This is a genomic window from Chryseobacterium vrystaatense (genome assembly GCF_000737765.1).
Taxonomy (GTDB): Bacteria; Bacteroidota; Bacteroidia; order Flavobacteriales; family Weeksellaceae; genus Chryseobacterium; species Chryseobacterium vrystaatense.
The window spans coordinates 576,062-596,880 of record NZ_JPRI01000001.1 but is presented as its reverse complement, the minus strand read 5'-3'; the positions used below and the strand labels follow the sequence as shown (position 1 = coordinate 596,880).

Sequence of the window (20,819 nt, the reverse complement as noted above, 5' to 3'; positions counted from 1 at the left end):
TCAGTTTTTTGGGATTGTTTTTTTTATTTCTTCCAAAGTCGCCGTATTGGGCAGACCTACGACATTATTATTTGTGTTCCTAGAATTTACTGTGCGGTTATGGGATACCTGTCTATTGGGAATAGAAGCTTTGATTTCGGCAAGGCTTGCTGTGTTGGGGAGTAGTTTTCCTGATTGATTATTTGATTGAGAAACTTGAGGTTTTGTTTCCTGTTTTTTCACTTCCAGCCACTGTTCTGAAGCAAGTGTGGTAGCGCTCTGTTTTTTCGGAGCATTTTCCTGAGACGATTTTGTCAGTTGAGCTTCCCGCTCCCTGAGCTGTTTCACCTCCTGAGCCTGATCTTCCTGTTCCATGGCTTTCTTGTTTTCCTGAGCATAAATACTCATGCTTAATGCTGAAAATGCGATGATATATAGTGATTTCATGATCGTTTATTTAATGTTTACCAATACTTTAATTTTACCGATAGAGTTTTGGTCATAATCCTGAAGAGCTTTTCCGATGACCTGCCCGATTTTTACCCTCTTAGGATTTGCTTTCATGGCTGTTCCTGATTTTGATGAGGTTACCAAAAGATCTCCTCTTTTAATTTTTCCGCCCTCAAGACAAACTTTTGTAGGAATCACACCAATGACACCCATCGGAACTTTTCCGATTAATTCAGAATCAATATTTTCTTCCGTTAAAAGAACACCGGGTTTCGTTGCATACACTCCGGCCACAAGAGTAGAGTAGGCTTTTGATGATTTTTCTACGGTACGGTCCGAATCTGTTGAGATCACCAAAATATCACCGGGTTCATAATCTGAAGTATTACCTTCTACGTCAAATGCTTCAGCAACGTCAGCACCACTGTTTTGAGTCCCTCCGTTGAAGAATCCCATTCCTGCCTTATTGATTCTTGCTACATTGACACCGGCACTTTGGAATACAGCAATGTTTCCTGAAGGACCTGTATGATTGACAAATACCCCGGTTCCGGTTCCTGCATTGGTTACAGAAAGTACAGGCGTTCCATTGGCAGCGTTAAAATTTCTGAAATATCCGGCCCGTCCCGTTCCGAAATTAGGTACCCAGCCATAAATAGCACTTCCGCTGCCATTTACCGTGCTCTCTATACCATCTCCAAGATTATCCGCATTCGCAGTAATAGCATTTCCATTACCATCTGCTATGGCGATCAGAGCAGGACCGTTTCCAGCCGGATTGCTGGCATGGAATAATCCGGCAAATCCACCGGTACCTGACGAAATACCGTAAATTCCCGCAGTCCCAAAGTTGGCAAATTGTGAATTGACTTCTCCTCTTACAGCAGCAGAGGTGCCTGTTACCCGGTCAACCTTAAAGTTTCCGGCATTACCATTACCTACGGTAGTTACTGTTATAACATCACTTGTATTTGCGTCATTGAATATATTAAACTTTCCTGCCCGTCCTGTTGCAAAAGTGGGGACCCATGCATAAAGAGCATTTCCTGCACCGTCGATATTGGTTTCTACACCGTTTCCATCTTTGCCTGCATTGGCTGTGATCGCATTTCCGTTTCCATCAGTTAGGGAAATCAGTGCGGCTCCGTTTCCGGAGGGGTTTGAGGCATAGAACAAACCTGCACGGCCGCCTGTCCCTGAAGAAATCCCAAAAATACCTGCAGCACCAAAGTTCCCGAAAATGGTATTCACTTCACCTCTTACCGCTGCCCCGACACTATTGGTATTGTCAACTATGAAGGAAGCAGCATTACCTTGCGTGTTATCAGGAATGTTTCCGTTACCGTTAGTTTCCACTTCAAATACATTATTGATATCATTGGAAGCATTAAAGTTTTCAAAGCGTCCTGCACGCCCTTTACTATTGTTTGATCCTACCTGGCCTAACACCCCAACGGCTGTTCCGGTAGTATTGGTGGAAATAAAACCTCTTACACCATAACCTCCTCCATCATTTCTACCCACTACAGCTCCTGCAATATCACTCGTTGTTCTGCCTACTACTGCTTCACCAGCTCCGCTATTATCCCCTATGATACCTGCGGAGGTTTGAGCATTGGTAATACCATGTATCGCAAATCCTGTTCCTGTTGAACTGAGAACACCTGCACCACTTCCTGAAGAGGAAACATTAATGACTGTTCCGTTTCCAAGGGTATTGGCATTAAGGACATTGTTGTTATTGGCATTATTGAAAATAGACATGCTTGCTGCAATCCCGTTAGTACTGGTTGCAGTAAGGCCGGTTCCTGTATTGCTGTTTGCATACACTCCCGTTCCTGCCCCTGATGAATTTCCATAAACTCCGAGTCCGCCGGGAGTAACCCCATATACGCCCCATCCGCTTCCGGCCTGGCTTCCCCAGATTCCTATTCCGAGTCCGCCGGTTCCGTTATTGATACCCCGCACCGCACTGGAGAACCCTCCAGGTGCGGTGTTGCTTACGATTCCGCGTACAGCAGCTATGCTGGAAGAGGTTGTATTATTAATGCCTTCCACAGATGTTCCGTCTCCATCATTAACTAATGAAAAAAGAGTAGATGCATTATTTACCGTGTTTGTATAAGGTATAGTGAAGTTGCCACCGGTTCCTCCCGCAGACTTTGCATACATAGCATAGGGAACACTTAAAAGTTGGCTTGTTCCTGCGATGGTATAGTTGGTACCCCCTGCAGGGTCAGTTTCTGTTTTTAAATAATAGCTGCCTGAAGGCCAGTTGATCGTAGCAAAGGTTCCGGAAAGCACTGTTCCTGTTCCTATTTCCAAACTGATAAGTCCGTTTGCATTTGTATTTCCTGCCAGCCTCTCAGAATAAACCAGTGTTCCGGCAGGAGAACCTTGAAGAACACTTACTTTAACTGCAATACTTTGGTTGGCCAGCAGCTGGCCGGATCCGTTTCTCATCACGGCCTGATAGCTCATTTTTTCCGGAGCCTGTGCATGCCCGATAAAAAGGCCCAGCATGATCCCCAGCGATAATAATATTTTTTTCATGGCGTTATTTTTTTATGACTTTAAATGTTTTTAGGTTTTCCCCGTTCTGATTGATTCTGATCAAATAAACAGCCGATGGAAGAGCAGAAAAATCGAGTTCAGACTTTGATTGTGAAATCACGTCCTTTTTGATCAGTTTACCCTGAGCGTCAAATAGCTGATATTCGGATCCTTTATACGGAGCTGAAGTAAAATCTATGTAGAGATAATCTCTGACAGGATTGGGATAGAGTAGAATGCCTTCTTGCTTTGATACGGTTTCATTGGCAGATAGTGTTGTGATTTCGTAGGCTTGCTGCACACCTTCCATAACCTGAGAGTTTGCTCCCTTGTACAGATAAGTGGTTTGGCCAACACTGTAAGAAACCGAGCCGCTGCTTCCTGATGCATCTGTTCCTGTAGTCAGAACTGCCGACTGGGCGTTGAGAATACTGACCGAAAAAGAGAACAGAGTTAGAAAGAAGCATTGAATAGATGTTCTTTTCATGTAAAATAATTTTGTGGTTATTAATTGGTTTTCAAAACTTTCAATAGAAAATTTGTAAACACTAAATTACCACATATCACAACCTGATCAGAGAAAAATAGACTAACGGTAAATATAATCGACCAACGTCATTTTACTGCAAAAATGTAGGTATTCCAGAATTATGGATTGAGAAAAGAAAGATTCTCTTTATAGGTTCTTCCTATTGGCAGTTTGATTTGGTGAATCAGTTCGATCTCGTGGCTGTTTTTTCCACGGATGAAATGACGGGGAACAGCATAGCTGCGGTGTATCCTGACAAAAGAGTCGAAAAAGCTTTTATGAAGAAGATTTCCAAGCGAATCGAGGATGCAGTGTTTCTTATCATGGGTGACGAGCCGTGTATAATCTTTCAGTGCTTCAAGGTAAAGAATATCCGTAAGTTTAATCTGGGTGATATGTCCGCCTTCCTTTATCTTAATACAGTTTTCGCCGAGAAGAGCATCAAAACACTCGCATTTTTCTTTCATTTCAAAAAAGGCGAAGACTTTCTCTATTGAATGATGAAAGCGCTTTGTTATTAGAGGTTTTGAAACAAAATCTAATGCATTAATTTCGAAAGCTGCAGCAGCCATTTCGGTATGGGAACTTACAAAGATACAGGCAGGAATCTTGTGTGCGAGCTTTCTGAATTCCAATCCGTTCATCCCTGGAAGTTTAGTTTCACAGATCAGGAGATCGATCGGAAATTCAAGGTATGGAACAGCCTTTTCCGCCGAATTAAAAGACGCAATAACTTCTATAGTTTCATATTGTCTGATATGATGCTGAAGAACCAGTCTGTCCAGTTCATCATCATCAATGATCATACATTTAATATGCGCAATCATGATGTAGTGTTAGTTTTTTTATAAGATCTATAATTTTAAATGTTTATTATTCATAAATCTTCTTTATAAAGTTAATAATTTTTTATAAAAGAAAGATTACTAAAACTTAAATTAACATTAAAAAATAGAGAATATTAAAAAATGATTTTGTTTTTTTTCCTGAAAATTGGTATCTTGTGAAAATCACAAACATAGACAGAAATTAATGCTAGATAAGAAAGAACATAATTACGAGAAAGCCATTTTGGTGGGGGTTATTACCCAAAATCAGGATGAAGATAAGCTTACGGAATATATGGATGAATTGGAGTTTTTGGCCTTCACAGCAGGCGCAACAGTTCAGAAACGTTTTACACAAAAATTAACGGTGCCGGATTCCAAAACATTTATAGGAAGTGGAAAAGCACAGGAAATAAAAGAGTACGTAAAAGAAAATGAGATAGGGACGGTTATTTTTGATGACGAATTATCTCCTTCTCAGCTTAAAAATCTTGAAAAAGAAATAGAAGTTAAAATTCTTGACAGAACCAATCTTATCCTTGATATTTTTGCTCAGAGAGCACAGACTTCTTATGCAAGAACTCAGGTAGAATTGGCGCAGTATCAATATCTTTTGCCACGTCTTACAAGAATGTGGACCCACCTGGAACGTCAGAAAGGGGGGATTGGGATGAGAGGTCCCGGAGAAACAGAGATTGAAACTGACCGTCGTATCATCCGCGACAGAATTTCCCTGTTAAAAGAGAAGCTTAAAACAATAGACAGACAGATGGCTACCCAGCGTAATAACCGTGGAAAGGTAGTACGTGCTGCTTTGGTAGGGTATACCAATGTGGGGAAATCTACGTTGATGAATGCGCTTTCCAAGTCTGACGTTTTTGCAGAAAACAAACTGTTTGCAACGCTTGATACCACAGTAAGAAAAGTAGTTATTGGAAATTTACCATTCTTGCTTACCGATACAGTAGGATTTATCAGAAAACTTCCGACTCAGCTTGTAGAATCATTTAAATCTACTTTGGATGAGGTAAGAGAAGCAGATCTGCTTATCCATGTAGTGGATATTTCTCATGAAAGCTTTGAAGATCAGGTAGAATCTGTTAATAATATTTTAATGGAGATCAATGCTCATCAAAAACCGATGATCATGGTTTTCAATAAAATTGATGGTTTCAGCTACGACAGAAAGGATGATGATGATCTTACGCCATCTACGAAAAAGAATATTTCTTTAGAGGAATGGAAAAAAACCTGGATGGGAAAATCAAAATATCCAACAGTTTTCATCTCTGCCTTAACAAAAGAAAATTTCCCGGAAATGAAGAAAATGATCTACGATGAGGTGATGAAGATTCATATCTCCAGATTTCCTTACAATGATTTTCTTTTCGAATATTTCGACAACGACGAGGAAGAAGAAAACAACGATTAATGAAATATCCCTTTTTCCTGTTATTGGTTTTATTTTCGGTTTTTGGATTCAGTCAGAAGTCAAAAATTGATTTAAAGAACATTGAAAAAAGCCTTAAAAATCCAGATTCTCCATACAATTATGAGAAACTGATTTTTAAATATAAAGTATATCCAAAATCTCTTGACAGTATTGAGGCTCAATATCTTTATTACGGCAGAAATTTCAGAGAAGATAAAATTTCAACGCTTGACGACAGCTTCAAGAGTTTGGCAGATGCATTTAAACAGAATAATTTTGAAGAATGCATCAAACAGGGAAAAATTCTCTATGAAAAAGATCCCACGAATCTTGATATTCTTCTGGTCCTTCTAAGAGCCTATGATTCCCAGAAGGACGGAAGTAATTTCATGCACCATCTCAGCCAGTTCCGTTCTCTTACGGAGGGAATAAGGGATTCAGGAGACGGAGCCTCTGAGAAAACAGCCTATCTGGTGAATTCTGTAGGAGATGAATATATCCTTCTGAATATTCTGAATATTGGAAAAGATTACGAAAGAGGTTCAAAAGTTGCCAAAGACGGGATGTTTGATATCTGGGAAAAAGACGGGCGTAAGCTCTATATTAAAATACTTTATTTAGACCTATAAACTTAATACAAAAAAGAACACTTAGTGGAGTTATATTATTCATTTTCAGTCTTGATAGTCCTGGCATCGATTTTCGCGTATCTTAACTACAGATTTTTGAAACTTCCGAGTACCATCGGAATTATGGTCATTGCCATAGTAGTTTCTATTTTCTTGGTAATGTTTGGAGAAGTAGCGCTTCCCAAGACTTATAGGCATCTTAACAAGTTAATGATTAGTATAGACTTCACAGAAGTTCTTATGGGTGCCATGCTTAATTTCCTGCTCTTTGCAGGAGGAATCCATATCAATATCAACGACCTCAAAGAGCAGTTCAGGCCGGTCCTCATATTTTCGACGGCCGGAGTTGTCATTTCTACATTTGTAGTTGGATTCGGAATGTTTTATATGCTTCCGTTTTTAGGAATTCAGCTTCCGTTTATCTACTGTCTGGTTTTTGGGGCGCTTATTTCACCTACCGATCCGGTTGCTGTTTTGAGTATTCTTAAGCAGGCTAATGTTTCCAAATCACTGGAAACCAAAGTAGCTGGTGAATCTCTTTTCAATGATGGTATGGCTGTTGTGGTGTTTACTGTAGTCTTGCAGCTGGCGGTTGGAAAAGAAGTGGATCTGGGTGTTGAAAGCATAGGATTGCTTCTGATGAAAGAAGCCGGTGGAGGTATTTTACTCGGTGTCGTACTGGGATGGATTACTTCCAGACTGATGCGTGAAGTGGATGACTACATTATTTCCGTTTTGGTAACACTGTCTGTGGTGATGGGTGGATATCTTATCGCAAGACAGATGCATATTTCCGGACCATTGACGATGGTTGCAGCAGGTTTATTCATGGGTAACTTTAACGTCAGTTTTAAAATGAAATCCATCACTCAGGATTATCTGATCAAATTCTGGGAACTTATTGATGAAATTCTGAATGCGGTATTATTCTTATTTATCGGATTTGAACTGTTAATGATCAAAGATTTGAAACACTTTATGGTTCCGGGTCTTCTGGCTATTGCAGTCGTTTTATTTGCCCGTTTGATATCAATTTGGGTGCCTACGAGATTTATGTCTCTGAAAACAAGATTTAGTCCACAGACCATAAAAGTTTTGGTGTGGGGAGGAATCCGTGGAGGGGTTTCCATTGCCTTGGCCATGTCTATTCCCAAAAGTGAATACAGTGAGATCATTTTAAGTATTACCTACTGCGTGGTCGTATTTTCTATTATTGTTCAGGGGCTTACTATTGCTAAAGTAGCCAATCCAAAAGCGATTGCGAAAGAAGAGGCAGAGGAGACGGCGGTTTTAGACGAGCATGCTTAACTAAATAAAACACCATTGAAATAAATAAATTATTTCGCGGGGAATAAAATTTGAACCAAGGGTCTTACTTTAATATATTTAAAAAAGGGACAGATCTATTTTCGAAAAAACAGTTCATCATAAAAATTTTTACAAGGATGGCAGATCATCTAATCAAAGAAATACAGGAAGCATTAGCCGTATTATCCATTTCTGAGAAGGCTGAATTCTTTCCCAAATTCTTCAAAACTGGAAAAGGTGAATATGGAGAAGGAGATGTATTCCTGGGCGTAAAAGTTCCGGACCAGAGATCGGTGGCCAAAGAATATTATTCAAAAATAAGCTTGCAGGAATTAAGTATTCTGTTGTCTTCCAAATACCACGAACATAGACTTACCGCGCTCTTTATGCTGATCTCCAAGTTTGAAAAAACGAAAGATAAAGCTGTAAAGGAAGAAATCATACAATTTTATCTCAATCATCTTCCTTATGTCAATAACTGGGATCTGGTAGATTCAACCTGTTATAAAATTTTAGGCAGATATGCCTTTGAAACCGGAAAGGAGGAGCTGTTGAGAGACCTTTCAGATTCTGATGAAATGTGGCACAAGAGAATTGCTGTAGTAGGAACAATGCACTACGTGAAAAAAGGATCTTTTGAACTTACTAAAGAATTCGTCATCAAAAATCTCAGGCATCCCCACGATCTGATGCACAAAGCAAACGGGTGGCTGCTGAGGGAAATGGGGCAGAAGGACGAAAGAGAACTGATCAGTTTTCTAAATAAATATTACCATGAAATGCCGAGAACATGCCTCAGATATGCCATCGAAAAGCTGGATGAAGAGGTGAGACAGGATTATTTGAAAGGCAGAATCTAAAAAAATGGTTGTTTTCAGTGAAATAACAGACTCCATAAAGTATTTTCAAACGGAATTAAGTAGTTTTGTGTTTTAAAACTCAAATATGAAAAATTTTCTGAGGCTGTTTGTGCTTTTTCTTCCTTTACTATTGCTCAGCAGTTGTTTTGATATTTTGGATAAAGTCAATGTCAAAGCTGATGGAACCGGAGAATATACGATTATTCTTAATGCCAGTAAAAGCAAAACCAGATTGGCTTCTATCTCTAAAATGGAAACCATTAACGGAAAAAAAGTTCCCAAAAAATCTGAAATTGAAAATAAAATCAATGAAGCAGCTAAAATTTTCAAAGGAACACCGGGTATCAGCAATGTAAAAACCTCAATGGATTTTGATAATTACATCATTAAACTGAGCTGCAATTTCAAAAAAATAGAAAATATCAACGCCGGACTTGAACAGTTGAAGGCTAAAAATATTCTGGGAAAAATGATTCCTACACAAATTTACAGTCAGAGTCTTGAAAAGAAATCCCTAACCCGAAACAAAGTCAATACCTTCAAAGCAGATTATGACAAGATGGGAAAAGCGGACAGAGAAGTCTTCAATAATGCCAGATATACTTCCATCATGCAGTTTGAAAGCACGGTAAAATCTCAAACCAATTCTTCTTACGTATTGGCTCCGAACAAAAAAGCGGTGAAACTGGAATCGGATATTTTAGATCTTATATTTCAAAAGAAACAATTACAAAACACGATATTATTTCAATAAATTCTAAACACTCAGCCATGAAATCTATATTATTAAAAACACAAACCATTACTTTCGTTCTTTTTGGTTTTATGCTCGTTTTTGCACAGAAGAGCATGAAGCTTCCTACGGATGCCGTATTCTATATGGAGATCAACGGGAAACAGCTTAATCAAAAAATCAATTGGCAAAAGCTGAATCCTTTATTGCATGAATTAACCAAGAAAGATAAAGAAAAATCTTCGTGGAACGATTATTCGAAAACCGGGATTAAATATGATGCTACACAGTATCACTATGCGAGTTTTAATGATTCTATACAAACATACACCACGCATTTTATTGTAGACAACAAGGAGAAATTCCAGGAATTCATCAATTCTACCAAGAAAAAAGGACAGGAAATCTCTAAGAAAAACAGTTATTCTTATGTAGATATCGACGATAATGTATTTGTAGCCTGGAATAATGACCGTGCTGTTTTGAGCATGGTGAATTATACAAAGCCTTATAAGGATATGTGGTCTAATGCTGCGGTGGATAGTGCAACAACTGTTACAGATAGTGCCGCTGTTGCTGTGGACACTGCTTATGCTGTAGAACCAGAAAAAGCTTTTGATTATAAGGAAGAAATCATAAGCCTTAAGCAGGATATCAAATATTTAAAAGAGAGCATCAGGGATAACAATAAGGAAATTATAAGAATTCAGAAAGATATCAAGTATCTGGAAAAGAATCATAAATACCCGAAAGAAAATGTAGATACGCAGCATTCTGAAGGTGATCCTGATGTTTACCCTAAAGAAGAAGAGTATGCAGAAGCTGAAGTGGATTCAGCTTATCAGAAGGAACTGGATTCTGTGCGCATTGAAAATTTCAAAATAGTAAAGAAAATTGCAGAGGGCCGTTTTGATCAGTATTTCAGTTCAAATTTAGAAATTGATGTTCCAAAAACAATGCTCACTTTCAGAGATCCTCATTCTGATGTATATGTTTATACAGATTACGGGAAAATGGTCAACGAAGGGATCTACGGAAAAATGATGAAGCAGCTGGAATTTTGGCAGTTCCTTAGAAATGCATACAATTCAGATTCGTCTTACAACTTGTATTTTGATAAAGATAAAGTAAGGCTGGTGAATAATTATCAGCATAAAGATCCTGAAACGCAGAAAACAATTTCATCAGTCTATAAAGGTAAGAAAAACAAGAAACTGGCAGAACTTATCAATGAAAAAAGTATCGGCTATTATGTGATGAATATAAATGGAGCAAAATCTTTTGACATGATGTACAGTCTCCTTCAGGATTCAGGAGAAGGAGAATATAAAAAGGAAATGGAGCTGATGATGGAAACAATGAAAATTGTTTTGGATGAAGAAGCGATCACTAAAATTGCTCCAGGAAACGGAATCTTTGTTCTGAATGAATTGAAATCTAAAAAAGTAGAATATACAGACTACGAGTATGATGAGGACTACAATGAAAAAGAAGTAAAGAAAACCAAAGATGTAGCAGTTCCTAATTTTACATTTGCTTTTGCAACAGAAAATGAAGGCTATTGGAACCGTGTTTTTAATGTATTGGCGACCAATAAGCATACTTCTAAAAAGTTCTCAAAAACCGGAAACTTTTATTCTTTTAAAGATGCTAAAGGAGATGGATATATGGACCAGCTGTACTTTATTGTGAAGGATGGTATTGTATATCTTACAAGTGCAACAGAAAATATTATGCCTCAGAACCAGTCAGATATTTCTAAACAATGGGCAAAAGATTCATCCAAATATCCACTGTCAGGAAGATTGGATATGCAGAAACTTGTGATCGGTTTAGAAAAAGAATTTAAAACACCTTCTGAAAGAAAAACGCTTGATCTGTTTAGAAAAAATGTGGGTGAAGTGTATTTTAAAACTGAGGTAAAAGGAGACAGCGTAGAGACAGAAATGGATTATAAGATTAAAAACTCTTCAGAAAACAGCCTGATGTATTTCTTTGATCTGTTTGATGAGATCTTTAAAATTAAAGAATCAGAAAAAAAGCCTCAAATATTATAGATGAACAAAAAGAAACTTATTGTCCCGTTAGTTATTGTACTGGCAGTTGCGCTTTATTTTGTGTGTTTTTATAAAGACAAAACATTAAAATTTGTCCCTAAAAATGCAGATGTGATCGTTTTAATCGACGTGAAAAAATTAATGGGACAATATATTTCAAGCTTCATTGCCCATCCTTCAAAATGGTCAGGAAGCAGAACAAAAGATAAAAAAGGGATTTCATTAAAAGACTCAGGAATCAGAATCCCGGATTTTTTACAAATATTCCATCTTAAGGATACCCGGTTTTCAGAGTGGTACACTGTGGTTGAACTGAAAGATCCACAACAGTTTTCAGCTTATTTAAAAAGCAATCAATTTATCAGTAAAGGTTCTGATGTCTTTCAAAAGGATCAGATTTTCATTAAAATAGTGGGAGGGCATGGCATCGTTGGAACGTCTGCTTTGGCATTTGAAAATATAAACCAAATGATTTTTCAATCTTCAGACAAGAATACACGTTCTGCAGATGAGTTTATTCACAGCAGTTTGGGGAGCATTTCTTTTATTTCAGGAGAGAAAATTCAGAATTTTTCTATTGACCTGAAAGCTGATGAAATTGAAATAAAAAATACGGAAGAAACAGGAAATTTCTCATCTGTGGTTGCTGAAGCGAAGAAGAAAAAACACTTTTTGGATGCTGAACTGGATGCGGAGAATATAAAAAAATATGCTCGTTTTTTTGATAAAAAGCTTGCAGATTCAGCTCAGATCTATTCTTTAAAGTCAACTGCTGATCTTGAGCAGGTGAATGATACCATCATCACTTATGGTTATGACGATAATTTTAATGAGATTGAGAAAAAGACCTATCAGAAAATTATCCAACCCAATTATGTGATTGAACTACAGAGTAAAGCTCCTGAAAAAAGCTGGCAATATTTTCAGCATAAAAAATGGATCAACGCTCAGAACCAATTCACAGCAATTCCTTTTCAGCCTAATTTAATTGAAAAAAGTAATGAAGGACTTATCATTACATCTACAAAGAAACCAATACCATCTTCTCCAAAACTTAAGGAAAATTATATCTTTATTGCCAACAGTCCATTGCTGCTGTCTTCTTTAAGTACTTTAACGGCGAGTGAGAAAAGAATACTTTCTGATTTGGAGTATGTTTTTTACGGAAATAAAGCAGAAAGCTACTGGATGAAGATCAAAGCCAAGAAGGGAGAACTGCCTTTAATTTTGAGATGGTAAGAAACCTGTAATCCTAAAACTGACTGATTATTAATGACATTATCTGAAATTGCATTACTGAAAACATTCACACACTATTTTTTACATCTGGTTTTTCCGGTTTTTATTGCTTTGATCTTTTTTCGCAAAAACTGGAAAAAAGCGTATCTCATTATGCTGGGTACAATGGCCGTAGATTTGGACCATCTTTTTGCCAATCCTGTCTTCGATCCTTCAAGAAATAGCATAGGTTTTCATTTTTTACATTCCTATTATGCCATTGCGGTGTATTTTTTGCTGCTGTTTTTTAAAGGAAATATCAGAATTGCAGCTATTGGTCTTTTGTTCCATATGCTGACGGATTTTCTGGATTTTAACCTGTGGATTCATTAAAATATTATTAATATTTTCTTTTGATATTTCAAATTTCATAGATTTTTTGTATTTTGTAGACAGCTTATGAGATTAAAAGAACTTTTACATTATACGTATATCTTTCCCGTTTTAGCGGTGGGTTATTACTTTTCAGGATTGATGGGAAGCGGAGTTTTCTATGACATTATTGCAGGCCTTCTCCTCACCGGAAGTGTCTTATCTGCAGTACATCACGCAGAAGTGGTCGCCCATAAAGTAGGGGAGCCGTTTGGAACTATTATTCTTGCACTCTGTATCACGATCATTGAAGTCGCGCTGATCATCTCACTGATGGTGGCCGGCGGAGATCAGGCGATCACGCTGGCCAGAGATACCGTTTTTGCTGCCGTAATGATTATTCTTAACGGAATTTTGGGGATATGTATCCTGGTAGGTGGCGTCAAATATCATGAACAGTTTTTCGCAAGAACTTCCGCAACAACCTATCTTGTAAGTATTGTCTCCATTCTGGTACTTACCCTTGTTCTTCCCAATTTTACTTCAAGTGTCAACGGACCTTTCTATAACGAAGCCCAGCTAATTTTTATTTCTATTGCATGTCTTGTGATTTATGGAGTCTTTCTGATGGTACAGACAGTGCGCCACAGAAGCTACTTTATCGTTCCCGATGAACATCCTGAAGAACATTATATTCCTTCACTGAATAAAACACTGATAAGCTTTGGATTCCTGGTTGTCTGTCTGGTAATTGTCGTACTGATGGCGAAAGGACTTTCCGGAACCATTGAAGGTATGGTACAGAGCATCGGAGCTCCCAAATCTTTAGTTGGGGTTATTATTGCAGGAGTTGTCCTTCTGCCTGAAGGGGTGGCCGCTATACGTGCAGCAAGAAGCAATCAGATACAATCCAGTTTGAATCTGGCATTGGGGTCAGCACTGGCAAGTATTGGTCTTACGATTCCGGCAGTATCTACTGTTTGTATTATGTATGATATTCCGTTGGTATTGGGGCTTGATAAAAAAGATATTATCCTGCTTTCTCTTTCGGTGTTTATTGTCATGCTTTCTTTAAGCCGGGGGAAAACGAATATCCTGTATGGAACCGTTTTATTAGTGAATCTCGCCGCATACATCTTTACTGTAATTGTTCCTTAATTAATACTTAGGAATTCGGCATATTAAAAAGACTTACAAAACCAGGATCTGCATTACAGCCTCCTGGCAAGATCCATTTTAAAAGCCATCAGTTTAGCAATGTTTTCAGATTTATAAATAGCCATTTCAGCATTTTCTCCTACGAAGTTTTCTTCAATGGATGTTCTCCAGAGTTCGAGCCAGCGGTCAAAATGTTTCTGTTCCATGGCCTGGATCTCATTGATGGGAAAATGGACGCCCATGGGATTTCCCTTGTAACTCATTTCTCCAAATAGAATAGATTCCCAGAATGAATACATTTTGGGAAGATGTCGGTCCCAGTCTACTTTGGCCACATCATTAAAGAAAAACCCAATCGTCTCATCTTTAATTACTTTTGCGTAAAATGAATTGACAAGGTGTTCGATATCCTCTCGTGATTCCAATTTTTTCATATTTCAAAAGTACTGCAAAATCAAATTAAAAATTCAATCATCAGCTTGATAAATTTCATGAAAACAATATTTTATCTTTGCATTGTTAAAGGGATTGCTGGTAATAGAACAAATATGTTTTTTAAGAAATCCGAACAAACATAAATCTTAAAAAAATGGCAAGAGGTTTCAGGCAGAAGATTCGTCAGAAAAACACTGAAAACAGCGGTTTCGGAAGCAATGCATCCGGAAGGTTTATCAATAAAGACGGGCTTCCGAATGTAAAGCGAAGAGGCGTGAATGTATTCAACAGGCTAAGTTGGTATCACACGATGCTGAACCTGTCTACTTTTCGTTTTTTATCCTATCTGGTGATTGCGTATATTCTCATTAATCTGGTATTCGCAATGATCTATTACCTCATCGGAGTAGAGCATTTGACGGGTATTGATAAAAGTGATCCCCTGAACGAATTTATTGATGTGTTTTTCTTTAGTTCACAGACGTTTACTACGGTAGGTTATGGAAGGATTGCGCCGGTAGGTTTTACGGCAAGTCTTGTAGCTACTTTTGAAGCTTTTCTGGGATTGCTTACCTTTGCGATTGCAACCGGGCTATTTTATGGAAGGTTTTCAAGACCGAGAGCTTATCTAAGATTTTCGGATATTGCAGTTATTTCTCCGTTCAAAGATTCAAGGGCTCTGATGTTCAGGCTGGCACCGTTTAAAAATAATGCATTGACCGATGCTGATGTCATCGTTTCTACCGCTATTGAAGTAATTGAAAACGGGGCTCCAAAAAGCAATTTTTATTCTTTAAAGACGCATTTGAGCAAGATCAATACACTGGCGCTAAACTGGACGGTTGTTCATGAGATCACAGTAGACTCGCCATTTTATGGTTTTTCTGAAGATGACTTTCAAAATACGGATATTGAGATTATAGTCCAGGTTCGCGCTTTTGATGAAGTCTTTTCCAACACTGTCGTTCAGAGATCTTCATATGTCTCTAAAGAGATTGTGTACGGGGCCAAATTTACCCCGATGTACTATCCGGATAATAACGATCAGACAACCATATTGGACCTGGATAAAATTAACGAATATCAAAAAACAGAACTTCCGGTCATAGCTGGAGATAATGAATAAATGAATTTAGACCTCTATAAAAAGCAGGCTTTACAGAAGCAGAAGGAACATAAAAAGTTTCTGGACGGATTGAAAAAGAAACAGCCCAAAAACCTTGATTATATAGTTCAGGAAACCCATGGGGAAGTTTTTGATGAAGTGGACTGTCTTCAATGTGCCAATTGCTGCAAAACAACAGGACCTCTATATACAGAAAAAGATATTGAGCGCATTTCAAAACATCTGCGTATGAAGCAGGCTGATTTTGAAGCCAAGTTTTTAAGGGTGGATGAAGATAATGATAAAGTACTTCAGAATCTTCCCTGTTTTTTCCTAAATAACGACAATACCTGTTCTATTTATGAAGTAAGGCCGAAAGCCTGCAGAGAATACCCCCATACAGACCGAAAAAAAATATACCAGATCAATGACCTGATGATTAAAAATACGGTCATCTGTCCGGCAGCATTTGAATTTGTAGAAAAGATGATGAAGAATATCTCAAAGTAAAATTGCAGTTTGTAAAAACTCTTAAATAATGATAAAGTACGTTAAATAAGACCCTTACGCATAATTTAATAAAAAGAGTGTCGTTTAAATTAAACAACCATTTAAATATTTTATTATGAAAAAGTTAGTTTTAACAGCAGCGTTTACTTTAGTCGGCGTAATCGCGGTATCTGCTCAGGCGCAGACACAAACTCAAAAGCCAGCCAGCACACCTGTTAACCAGACCACTCAAACTCAACAGCAGGATACACAAACGAGCACTTCTACAGATGCCAAAAAACAGAATACTACAGGAACGACTACAGCAGAACCAGCAGCGATTCCTGCGACAACAGCTGAAACGGCGGCACCGGTGAGTACTGATGTTGCCACAGATGCTACAAAGCCTTCTGAGACTGCAAAAGCAGAAAAGAAAGGTAAGAAAAAAGCAAAGTCATCTAAGTAAATATAAATATTGAACAAAGCAGAAAGGGGATCCTGAGGCAGTATGTCTCAGGATTTTTTATGGGTAGTGAACGAGTCAATATATATTTATGTATATTTCCTCTTCATAAAGAATAACCATAAACTCATCTGGCAGCCAGCCCTTTTTTTAATGAAAAGATTAAACCCTTCGATTAAGCATCATATACTGATTGGAATATTTCTCAGTATCTGGCTTTTCATTTTCGCTTTTTTTATAAGACCTTTCGATGATGGAACGGTAAGTTTTAAAGTATGGATTCTTATCAGCATTGGATTTAGCACCATCGCATTTTTATGTTATAGCTTAATTGCTGTCATTCAAAAAAGAGTCTTTGATAAGCTGTTGAAATGGAACTCTGGACTTGAAATAGCAGCTATTGTTTTTTTTCAGCTGTTTTATACGATAAGCACTTATTGTTTTTACAAAAGTCCCGTTTTAGATGGAGGGTATGATTTTTCTAAATTTTTCATGACAATCATTCTTAAACTGGCTTTGATTTCTACACCAATACTGGTTTTGGCCAGGATATATGCTGTTACATTAATTCCTGCCAAAGACGATAACATTATTATTAGAGGGGAAAATAAACTTGATATTTTAAAGATCAGAAGAAATGATTTGATCTGTGTTTCCAATTCACAGAATTATGTTGAAATTTTCTTTATGGACGGAACTGAGTTAAAAACAAAACTCATCCGAAGCACCCTGAAAAAGATTCAGCAGGACTTTGATTTTTTGATTCAGGTTCATCGTTCCCATCTGATAAACCCGTCTCATTTTAAAGCCTGGAAAAATCAGGATACAATATCTCTTACTCAAATTGAAATTCCGGTGTCTAAAAATTATAAGGAGTATGTATTATCCCTATAACTTTCATCCCTAAAACAGCGCATTTCATCCCTAATCATTTTATTTACAATGTTTTCGTGAGCATTTGTATTTATTTTGCTTTTGAAATAAATATAAATAATTTATGAAAAAGCTTTGGCTTAGGAGAGTTCTGTATTCGGTTCTAATAGTATTAGGTCTTCTTCTGTGTGGATTTTTATGGGCAGATAATGAGTTGAATAAGGTGTCGGGTAAGTTGGTAAAGGGTATTGATTTTTCTTCAGTTATTAAACAGTCAAAAATTACTCATATAAGAAATGTCAATGTTCTATCTGAAGACTGCACTCATTTTATGAAGAATCAGGATGTCGTTATAAAAGACGGTATAATTGTCAGATTAGGGACGGATCAGGTAATAGATGAAACAGCTGTAGTTATTGATGGGAAAGAACGGTATCTGATCCCGGGACTGGTAGATAGCCATGTTCATTTAAAAGAAAGCAGAAATGATTTGTTTTTATATCTTGTGAATGGGGTTACTTACATTAGAGAAATGGCAGGACAGCCTGTTATTTTAGAATGGAGAAGATCGATACAGAAAAATGGTTTGGGGCCACGAATGTATGTTGCTTCACCACCGATATTTAGTGAGAATGGGTTAGCCGGTTATTATTATAGCTGGACCAGGCGGGCCGTTAATTATTCTAATAAAAAAGATGCTCAGAAAGCAATAAAGAAAATAAGCGGGCAGGGATATGATGCTATTAAAATGTATGGGTTTGTGAATCCCCAAATGTTTAAAACAACAATCGGAATTGCCGAACAAAATCATATTCCGGTTATTGGACATATCCCATTGGTTAATTTAGAAACCTTTTATCAGTCGGGTCAGAAAGAAGTGGCACATATTGAAGAAATAACGGTTAAAACGATTGATGAGTTTGGAAAATCAATCTCTAAAAATCCGCAGGAGTACCTCCGTTTTCTTACAATACGTTCTGAGCAAATCGCACAAAAACTAAAGGAGAGAAACATTAGTGTTACGTCAACGGTATGGTTATGTGAAAGTTTTGTCAGCCAAAGATTTAATTTAGATTCTAAACTTAAAGAAATTGAATTAAAATATGCTAACCCACAAATTATTGAAGGAACTCCACTTTACAAATTGGGCTGGCTGCCAGGTAGAAACGGATATGAATACAATGGAAAAGATGATCCTGATGCAAAGAAACTATCATTGACTTTTTGGAAGACCTATGCAGAGGCGATTCATATCATGACCCGAGCGCTGGTCAATCATAAGGTTACTATTATGGCAGGAACGGATGCTAATGTAGCAACTGTTGTCCCCGGGTTTTCTCTACATGATGAGCTGGAGTCTCTGTCTAATTCTGGAATGACCAATTCCCAAGCCCTTTACTCTGCCACGGTTGCCCCTGGTGAATGGATGAAAAGTAAGACTGGAAAAATAAAAGAGGGGTATCAATCGGACCTGGTGTTGCTAGCCGGCAATCCATTAAGCAACATTAAAAACACAAAGGCGATTGAATATGTGTTTTTTAATACATATATAATGAACAAGGTCCAAATCAAGACAATCCTGAAGGGTATCGAAGATGCCAATAACGAAAGCAGGAGAATATCAATCAACGAATACTTGAAATGATGTACAGAGAGAATTTATCATCTGAATGTTCACAAGAAAGTATTTTTTACATTCCAGAAAAATAAAAAAAGCGCAGTAGATGTACTGCGCTTTCTCCTTTCACTTTTTACTTTTTTCCCATTATCCCGGGAACAGGCTTTATCAAAAAAGGCTGGGAATATACCCAACCTTTATTTATTTTTATACCACTCCCTGAGCTAACATTGCTTCCGCAACCTTTACGAATCCGGCGATATTGGCTCCTTTCACGTAGTTTACGTAGCCATTTTCATCTTTTCCGTAATCTCTACAAGCCTTGTGGATTCCGATCATGATTTCTTTCAGCCTTGCATCAACTTCTTCAGAAGTCCAGTTAAGACGGATAGAATTCTGTGTCATCTCAAGACCTGAAGTAGCAACACCTCCAGCGTTGGAAGCCTTACCAGGCGAGAATAATATTTTATTGTCTAGGAAATAATTGATTGCATCTAAAGTAGAAGGCATATTAGCCGCTTCAGTAACGCAAACACATCCGTTTTCTACCAAAACTTTAGCATCTTCAAGATCCAGTTCGTTTTGAGTTGCAGAAGGGAATGCTACATCACATTTAACTTCCCAAGGACGTTTTCCGGCATGGAATTCAGCAGAAGGATATTTTTTAGCATAGTCTTCAGCTCTGTTGTTTCCGGAAGATCTCAATTCTAATAGATAATCGATCTTTTCTCCGCTGATACCGTCTTTATCATAGATGTATCCATCAGGACCAGAAATCGTTACTACTTTAGCACCAAGCTCAGTAGCCTTCTTGATTACTCCCCATGCTACATTTCCGAAACCTGATACACTTACAATCTTATCTTTAAAAGTTTCATTGATCGTCTTAAGCATCTGCTCTGCGAAGTATACAACGCCATAACCTGTAGCTTCAGGACGGATCAGTGAACCTCCGTAGGCAAGACCTTTTCCAGTAAGTACTCCGGTAAATTCGTTTCTTACTTTTTTGTATTGTCCGAAAAGATATCCGATTTCTCTTGCTCCTACACCAATGTCTCCTGCAGGTACGTCTGTTTCAGGACCGATATGCTTGCATAATTCAGTCATGAATGCCTGGCAGAAACGCATTACTTCCATATCAGATTTTCCTTGTGGGTCAAAATCTGATCCTCCTTTACCTCCTCCCATTGGAAGAGTCGTCAATGAGTTTTTAAATACCTGCTCGAAAGCTAAGAATTTAAGAACTGAAAGGTTTACAGTAGGGTGGAAACGAATCCCTCCTTTGTATGGTCCGATCGCAGAGTTCATTTGGATTCTGAAGCCTCTGTTTACCTGGATCTCTCCTTTGTCATCAACCCATGGAACTCTGAAAATTATAACTCTTTCAGGTTCAGCCATTCTTTCTAGAAGCTTCATTCCTGTGTATTCCTTTTTGGTCATAATAAACGGAATTACAGTCACAGCTACTTCTTTTACGGCTTGTAAAAATTCTGGTTCATTAGGATTTTTTGCTTCAATCTTGGCAATAAACTCCTGGATTTTCTGGTCAATATTATATTGTTCCATATATTAGGGTTGAATATTATTGTCAACAAATTTAATTTTTTTTTCAAGATTCACAATACCGTATTTCAACATTGCTGAAAATTAAATAATAATGTCCCGAAATATTATTAAATTAATAATTTGATATCAAATCTTGTTAAAAATTAAAGGTTAAGACTCAAATAA

General features: G+C 37.6%; 20 protein-coding genes. 14 read left to right on the top strand and 6 right to left on the bottom strand.

What is annotated here, in order from left to right:
* From IW16_RS02705 to IW16_RS02690, 4 genes are all read right to left on the bottom strand, one after another.
* Positions 1–426: a hypothetical protein gene (locus IW16_RS02705; RefSeq protein WP_034739436.1), complete on the bottom strand. Its 426-nt coding sequence runs from the start codon at positions 424–426 to the stop codon at positions 1–3.
* Between the two features lie 6 nt (positions 427–432).
* Positions 433–2,982 (bottom strand): beta strand repeat-containing protein, encoded by a 2,550-nt coding sequence (locus IW16_RS02700; RefSeq protein ID WP_034739434.1) that lies wholly within the window; start codon positions 2,980–2,982, stop codon positions 433–435.
* 4 nt (positions 2,983–2,986) lie between these two features.
* Positions 2,987–3,469 carry a T9SS type A sorting domain-containing protein gene (locus tag IW16_RS02695; RefSeq protein WP_034739431.1) on the bottom strand — a complete coding sequence of 161 codons (483 nt, stop codon included), beginning with the start codon at positions 3,467–3,469 and terminating at the stop codon, positions 2,987–2,989.
* Positions 3,470–3,630: 161 nt separating this feature from the next.
* Positions 3,631–4,338, bottom strand: a complete 708-nt coding sequence (locus IW16_RS02690) for a LytR/AlgR family response regulator transcription factor (protein WP_034739427.1) — start codon at positions 4,336–4,338, stop codon at positions 3,631–3,633.
* A 205-nt stretch (positions 4,339–4,543) separates the two neighbouring features.
* Here IW16_RS02690 and hflX point away from each other — a divergent pair, with 205 nt between their 5' ends.
* The 9 genes from hflX to IW16_RS02645 all read left to right on the top strand — a co-directional run bounded on the left by hflX (position 4,544) and on the right by IW16_RS02645 (position 14,105).
* Positions 4,544–5,770: a GTPase HflX gene (gene hflX, locus IW16_RS02685; RefSeq protein ID WP_034739425.1), complete on the top strand. Its 1,227-nt coding sequence runs from the start codon at positions 4,544–4,546 to the stop codon at positions 5,768–5,770.
* Positions 5,770–6,399 carry a DUF4919 domain-containing protein gene (locus IW16_RS02680; protein WP_034739422.1) on the top strand — a complete coding sequence of 210 codons (630 nt, stop codon included), beginning with the start codon at positions 5,770–5,772 and terminating at the stop codon, positions 6,397–6,399. Before hflX ends, IW16_RS02680 begins: the two co-directional genes overlap by 1 nt.
* Positions 6,400–6,423: 24 nt before the next feature.
* Positions 6,424–7,707 (top strand): cation:proton antiporter, encoded by a 1,284-nt coding sequence (locus IW16_RS02675; protein WP_034739419.1) that lies wholly within the window; start codon positions 6,424–6,426, stop codon positions 7,705–7,707.
* A 137-nt stretch (positions 7,708–7,844) separates the two neighbouring features.
* A complete protein-coding gene (locus tag IW16_RS02670; protein ID WP_034739416.1) occupies positions 7,845–8,567 on the top strand; it encodes a DNA alkylation repair protein in 723 nt (240 codons plus the stop codon).
* A gap of 85 nt (positions 8,568–8,652) precedes the next feature.
* Complete coding sequence (locus tag IW16_RS02665) at positions 8,653–9,321, top strand: hypothetical protein (protein WP_034739414.1); 669 nt, start codon at positions 8,653–8,655, stop codon at positions 9,319–9,321.
* Between the two features lie 17 nt (positions 9,322–9,338).
* On the top strand, positions 9,339–11,357 hold the full coding sequence (locus IW16_RS02660) for a hypothetical protein (RefSeq protein WP_034739413.1): 2,019 nt from the start codon (positions 9,339–9,341) through the stop codon (positions 11,355–11,357).
* Positions 11,358–12,596: a hypothetical protein gene (locus IW16_RS02655; protein ID WP_034739412.1), complete on the top strand. Its 1,239-nt coding sequence runs from the start codon at positions 11,358–11,360 to the stop codon at positions 12,594–12,596.
* 33 nt (positions 12,597–12,629) lie between these two features.
* Positions 12,630–12,968, top strand: coding sequence for a DUF6122 family protein (locus IW16_RS02650; RefSeq protein WP_034739411.1), 339 nt, complete (start codon positions 12,630–12,632; stop codon positions 12,966–12,968).
* A gap of 66 nt (positions 12,969–13,034) precedes the next feature.
* Positions 13,035–14,105: a calcium:proton antiporter gene (locus IW16_RS02645; protein ID WP_034739410.1), complete on the top strand. Its 1,071-nt coding sequence runs from the start codon at positions 13,035–13,037 to the stop codon at positions 14,103–14,105.
* Between the two features lie 53 nt (positions 14,106–14,158).
* Here IW16_RS02645 and IW16_RS02640 read toward each other — a convergent pair whose 3' ends face one another.
* Positions 14,159–14,539, bottom strand: a complete 381-nt coding sequence (locus IW16_RS02640; protein WP_034739407.1) for a group III truncated hemoglobin — start codon at positions 14,537–14,539, stop codon at positions 14,159–14,161.
* Positions 14,540–14,694: 155 nt separating this feature from the next.
* Between IW16_RS02640 and IW16_RS02635 the strand changes: the two genes are divergently transcribed.
* The 5 genes from IW16_RS02635 to IW16_RS02615 all read left to right on the top strand — a co-directional run bounded on the left by IW16_RS02635 (position 14,695) and on the right by IW16_RS02615 (position 19,115).
* On the top strand, positions 14,695–15,666 hold the full coding sequence (locus tag IW16_RS02635; protein WP_034739405.1) for an ion channel: 972 nt from the start codon (positions 14,695–14,697) through the stop codon (positions 15,664–15,666).
* Positions 15,667–16,155, top strand: coding sequence for a YkgJ family cysteine cluster protein (locus tag IW16_RS02630; protein WP_034739401.1), 489 nt, complete (start codon positions 15,667–15,669; stop codon positions 16,153–16,155).
* Positions 16,156–16,270: 115 nt separating this feature from the next.
* Positions 16,271–16,600: a hypothetical protein gene (locus IW16_RS02625; RefSeq protein WP_034739399.1), complete on the top strand. Its 330-nt coding sequence runs from the start codon at positions 16,271–16,273 to the stop codon at positions 16,598–16,600.
* A gap of 150 nt (positions 16,601–16,750) precedes the next feature.
* The gene (locus IW16_RS02620) at positions 16,751–17,491 is read left to right on the top strand and encodes a LytTR family DNA-binding domain-containing protein (RefSeq protein ID WP_034740506.1); all 741 of its coding nucleotides are present in this window, start codon (positions 16,751–16,753) and stop codon (positions 17,489–17,491) included.
* Between the two features lie 103 nt (positions 17,492–17,594).
* Entirely contained in the window at positions 17,595–19,115 is a 1,521-nt protein-coding gene (locus tag IW16_RS02615) for an amidohydrolase family protein (RefSeq protein ID WP_034739397.1), read from the top strand.
* A 180-nt stretch (positions 19,116–19,295) separates the two neighbouring features.
* Here IW16_RS02615 and gdhA read toward each other — a convergent pair whose 3' ends face one another.
* Positions 19,296–20,654, bottom strand: a complete 1,359-nt coding sequence (gene gdhA / locus IW16_RS02610) for an NADP-specific glutamate dehydrogenase (protein ID WP_034739395.1) — start codon at positions 20,652–20,654, stop codon at positions 19,296–19,298.
* Positions 20,655–20,819 lie beyond the last annotated feature (165 nt).

Bases quoted from the DNA above. Each gene is read 5' to 3' on its own strand.
- IW16_RS02705 (WP_034739436.1), bottom strand. From the start codon at position 426: ATGAAATCACTATATATCATCGCATTTTCAGCATTAAGCATGAGTATT.
- IW16_RS02700 (WP_034739434.1), bottom strand. From the start codon at position 2,982: ATGAAAAAAATATTATTATCGCTGGGGATCATGCTGGGCCTTTTTATC.
- IW16_RS02695 (WP_034739431.1), bottom strand. From the start codon at position 3,469: ATGAAAAGAACATCTATTCAATGCTTCTTTCTAACTCTGTTCTCTTTT.
- IW16_RS02690 (WP_034739427.1), bottom strand. From the start codon at position 4,338: ATGATTGCGCATATTAAATGTATGATCATTGATGATGATGAACTGGAC.
- hflX (WP_034739425.1), top strand. From the start codon at position 4,544: ATGCTAGATAAGAAAGAACATAATTACGAGAAAGCCATTTTGGTGGGG.
- IW16_RS02680 (WP_034739422.1), top strand. From the start codon at position 5,770: ATGAAATATCCCTTTTTCCTGTTATTGGTTTTATTTTCGGTTTTTGGA.
- IW16_RS02670 (WP_034739416.1), top strand. From the start codon at position 7,845: ATGGCAGATCATCTAATCAAAGAAATACAGGAAGCATTAGCCGTATTA.
- IW16_RS02665 (WP_034739414.1), top strand. From the start codon at position 8,653: ATGAAAAATTTTCTGAGGCTGTTTGTGCTTTTTCTTCCTTTACTATTG.
- IW16_RS02660 (WP_034739413.1), top strand. From the start codon at position 9,339: ATGAAATCTATATTATTAAAAACACAAACCATTACTTTCGTTCTTTTT.
- IW16_RS02655 (WP_034739412.1), top strand. From the start codon at position 11,358: ATGAACAAAAAGAAACTTATTGTCCCGTTAGTTATTGTACTGGCAGTT.
- IW16_RS02650 (WP_034739411.1), top strand. From the start codon at position 12,630: ATGACATTATCTGAAATTGCATTACTGAAAACATTCACACACTATTTT.
- IW16_RS02645 (WP_034739410.1), top strand. From the start codon at position 13,035: ATGAGATTAAAAGAACTTTTACATTATACGTATATCTTTCCCGTTTTA.
- IW16_RS02640 (WP_034739407.1), bottom strand. From the start codon at position 14,539: ATGAAAAAATTGGAATCACGAGAGGATATCGAACACCTTGTCAATTCA.
- IW16_RS02635 (WP_034739405.1), top strand. From the start codon at position 14,695: ATGGCAAGAGGTTTCAGGCAGAAGATTCGTCAGAAAAACACTGAAAAC.
- IW16_RS02630 (WP_034739401.1), top strand. From the start codon at position 15,667: ATGAATTTAGACCTCTATAAAAAGCAGGCTTTACAGAAGCAGAAGGAA.
- IW16_RS02625 (WP_034739399.1), top strand. From the start codon at position 16,271: ATGAAAAAGTTAGTTTTAACAGCAGCGTTTACTTTAGTCGGCGTAATC.
- IW16_RS02620 (WP_034740506.1), top strand. From the start codon at position 16,751: ATGAAAAGATTAAACCCTTCGATTAAGCATCATATACTGATTGGAATA.
- IW16_RS02615 (WP_034739397.1), top strand. From the start codon at position 17,595: ATGAAAAAGCTTTGGCTTAGGAGAGTTCTGTATTCGGTTCTAATAGTA.
- gdhA (WP_034739395.1), bottom strand. From the start codon at position 20,654: ATGGAACAATATAATATTGACCAGAAAATCCAGGAGTTTATTGCCAAG.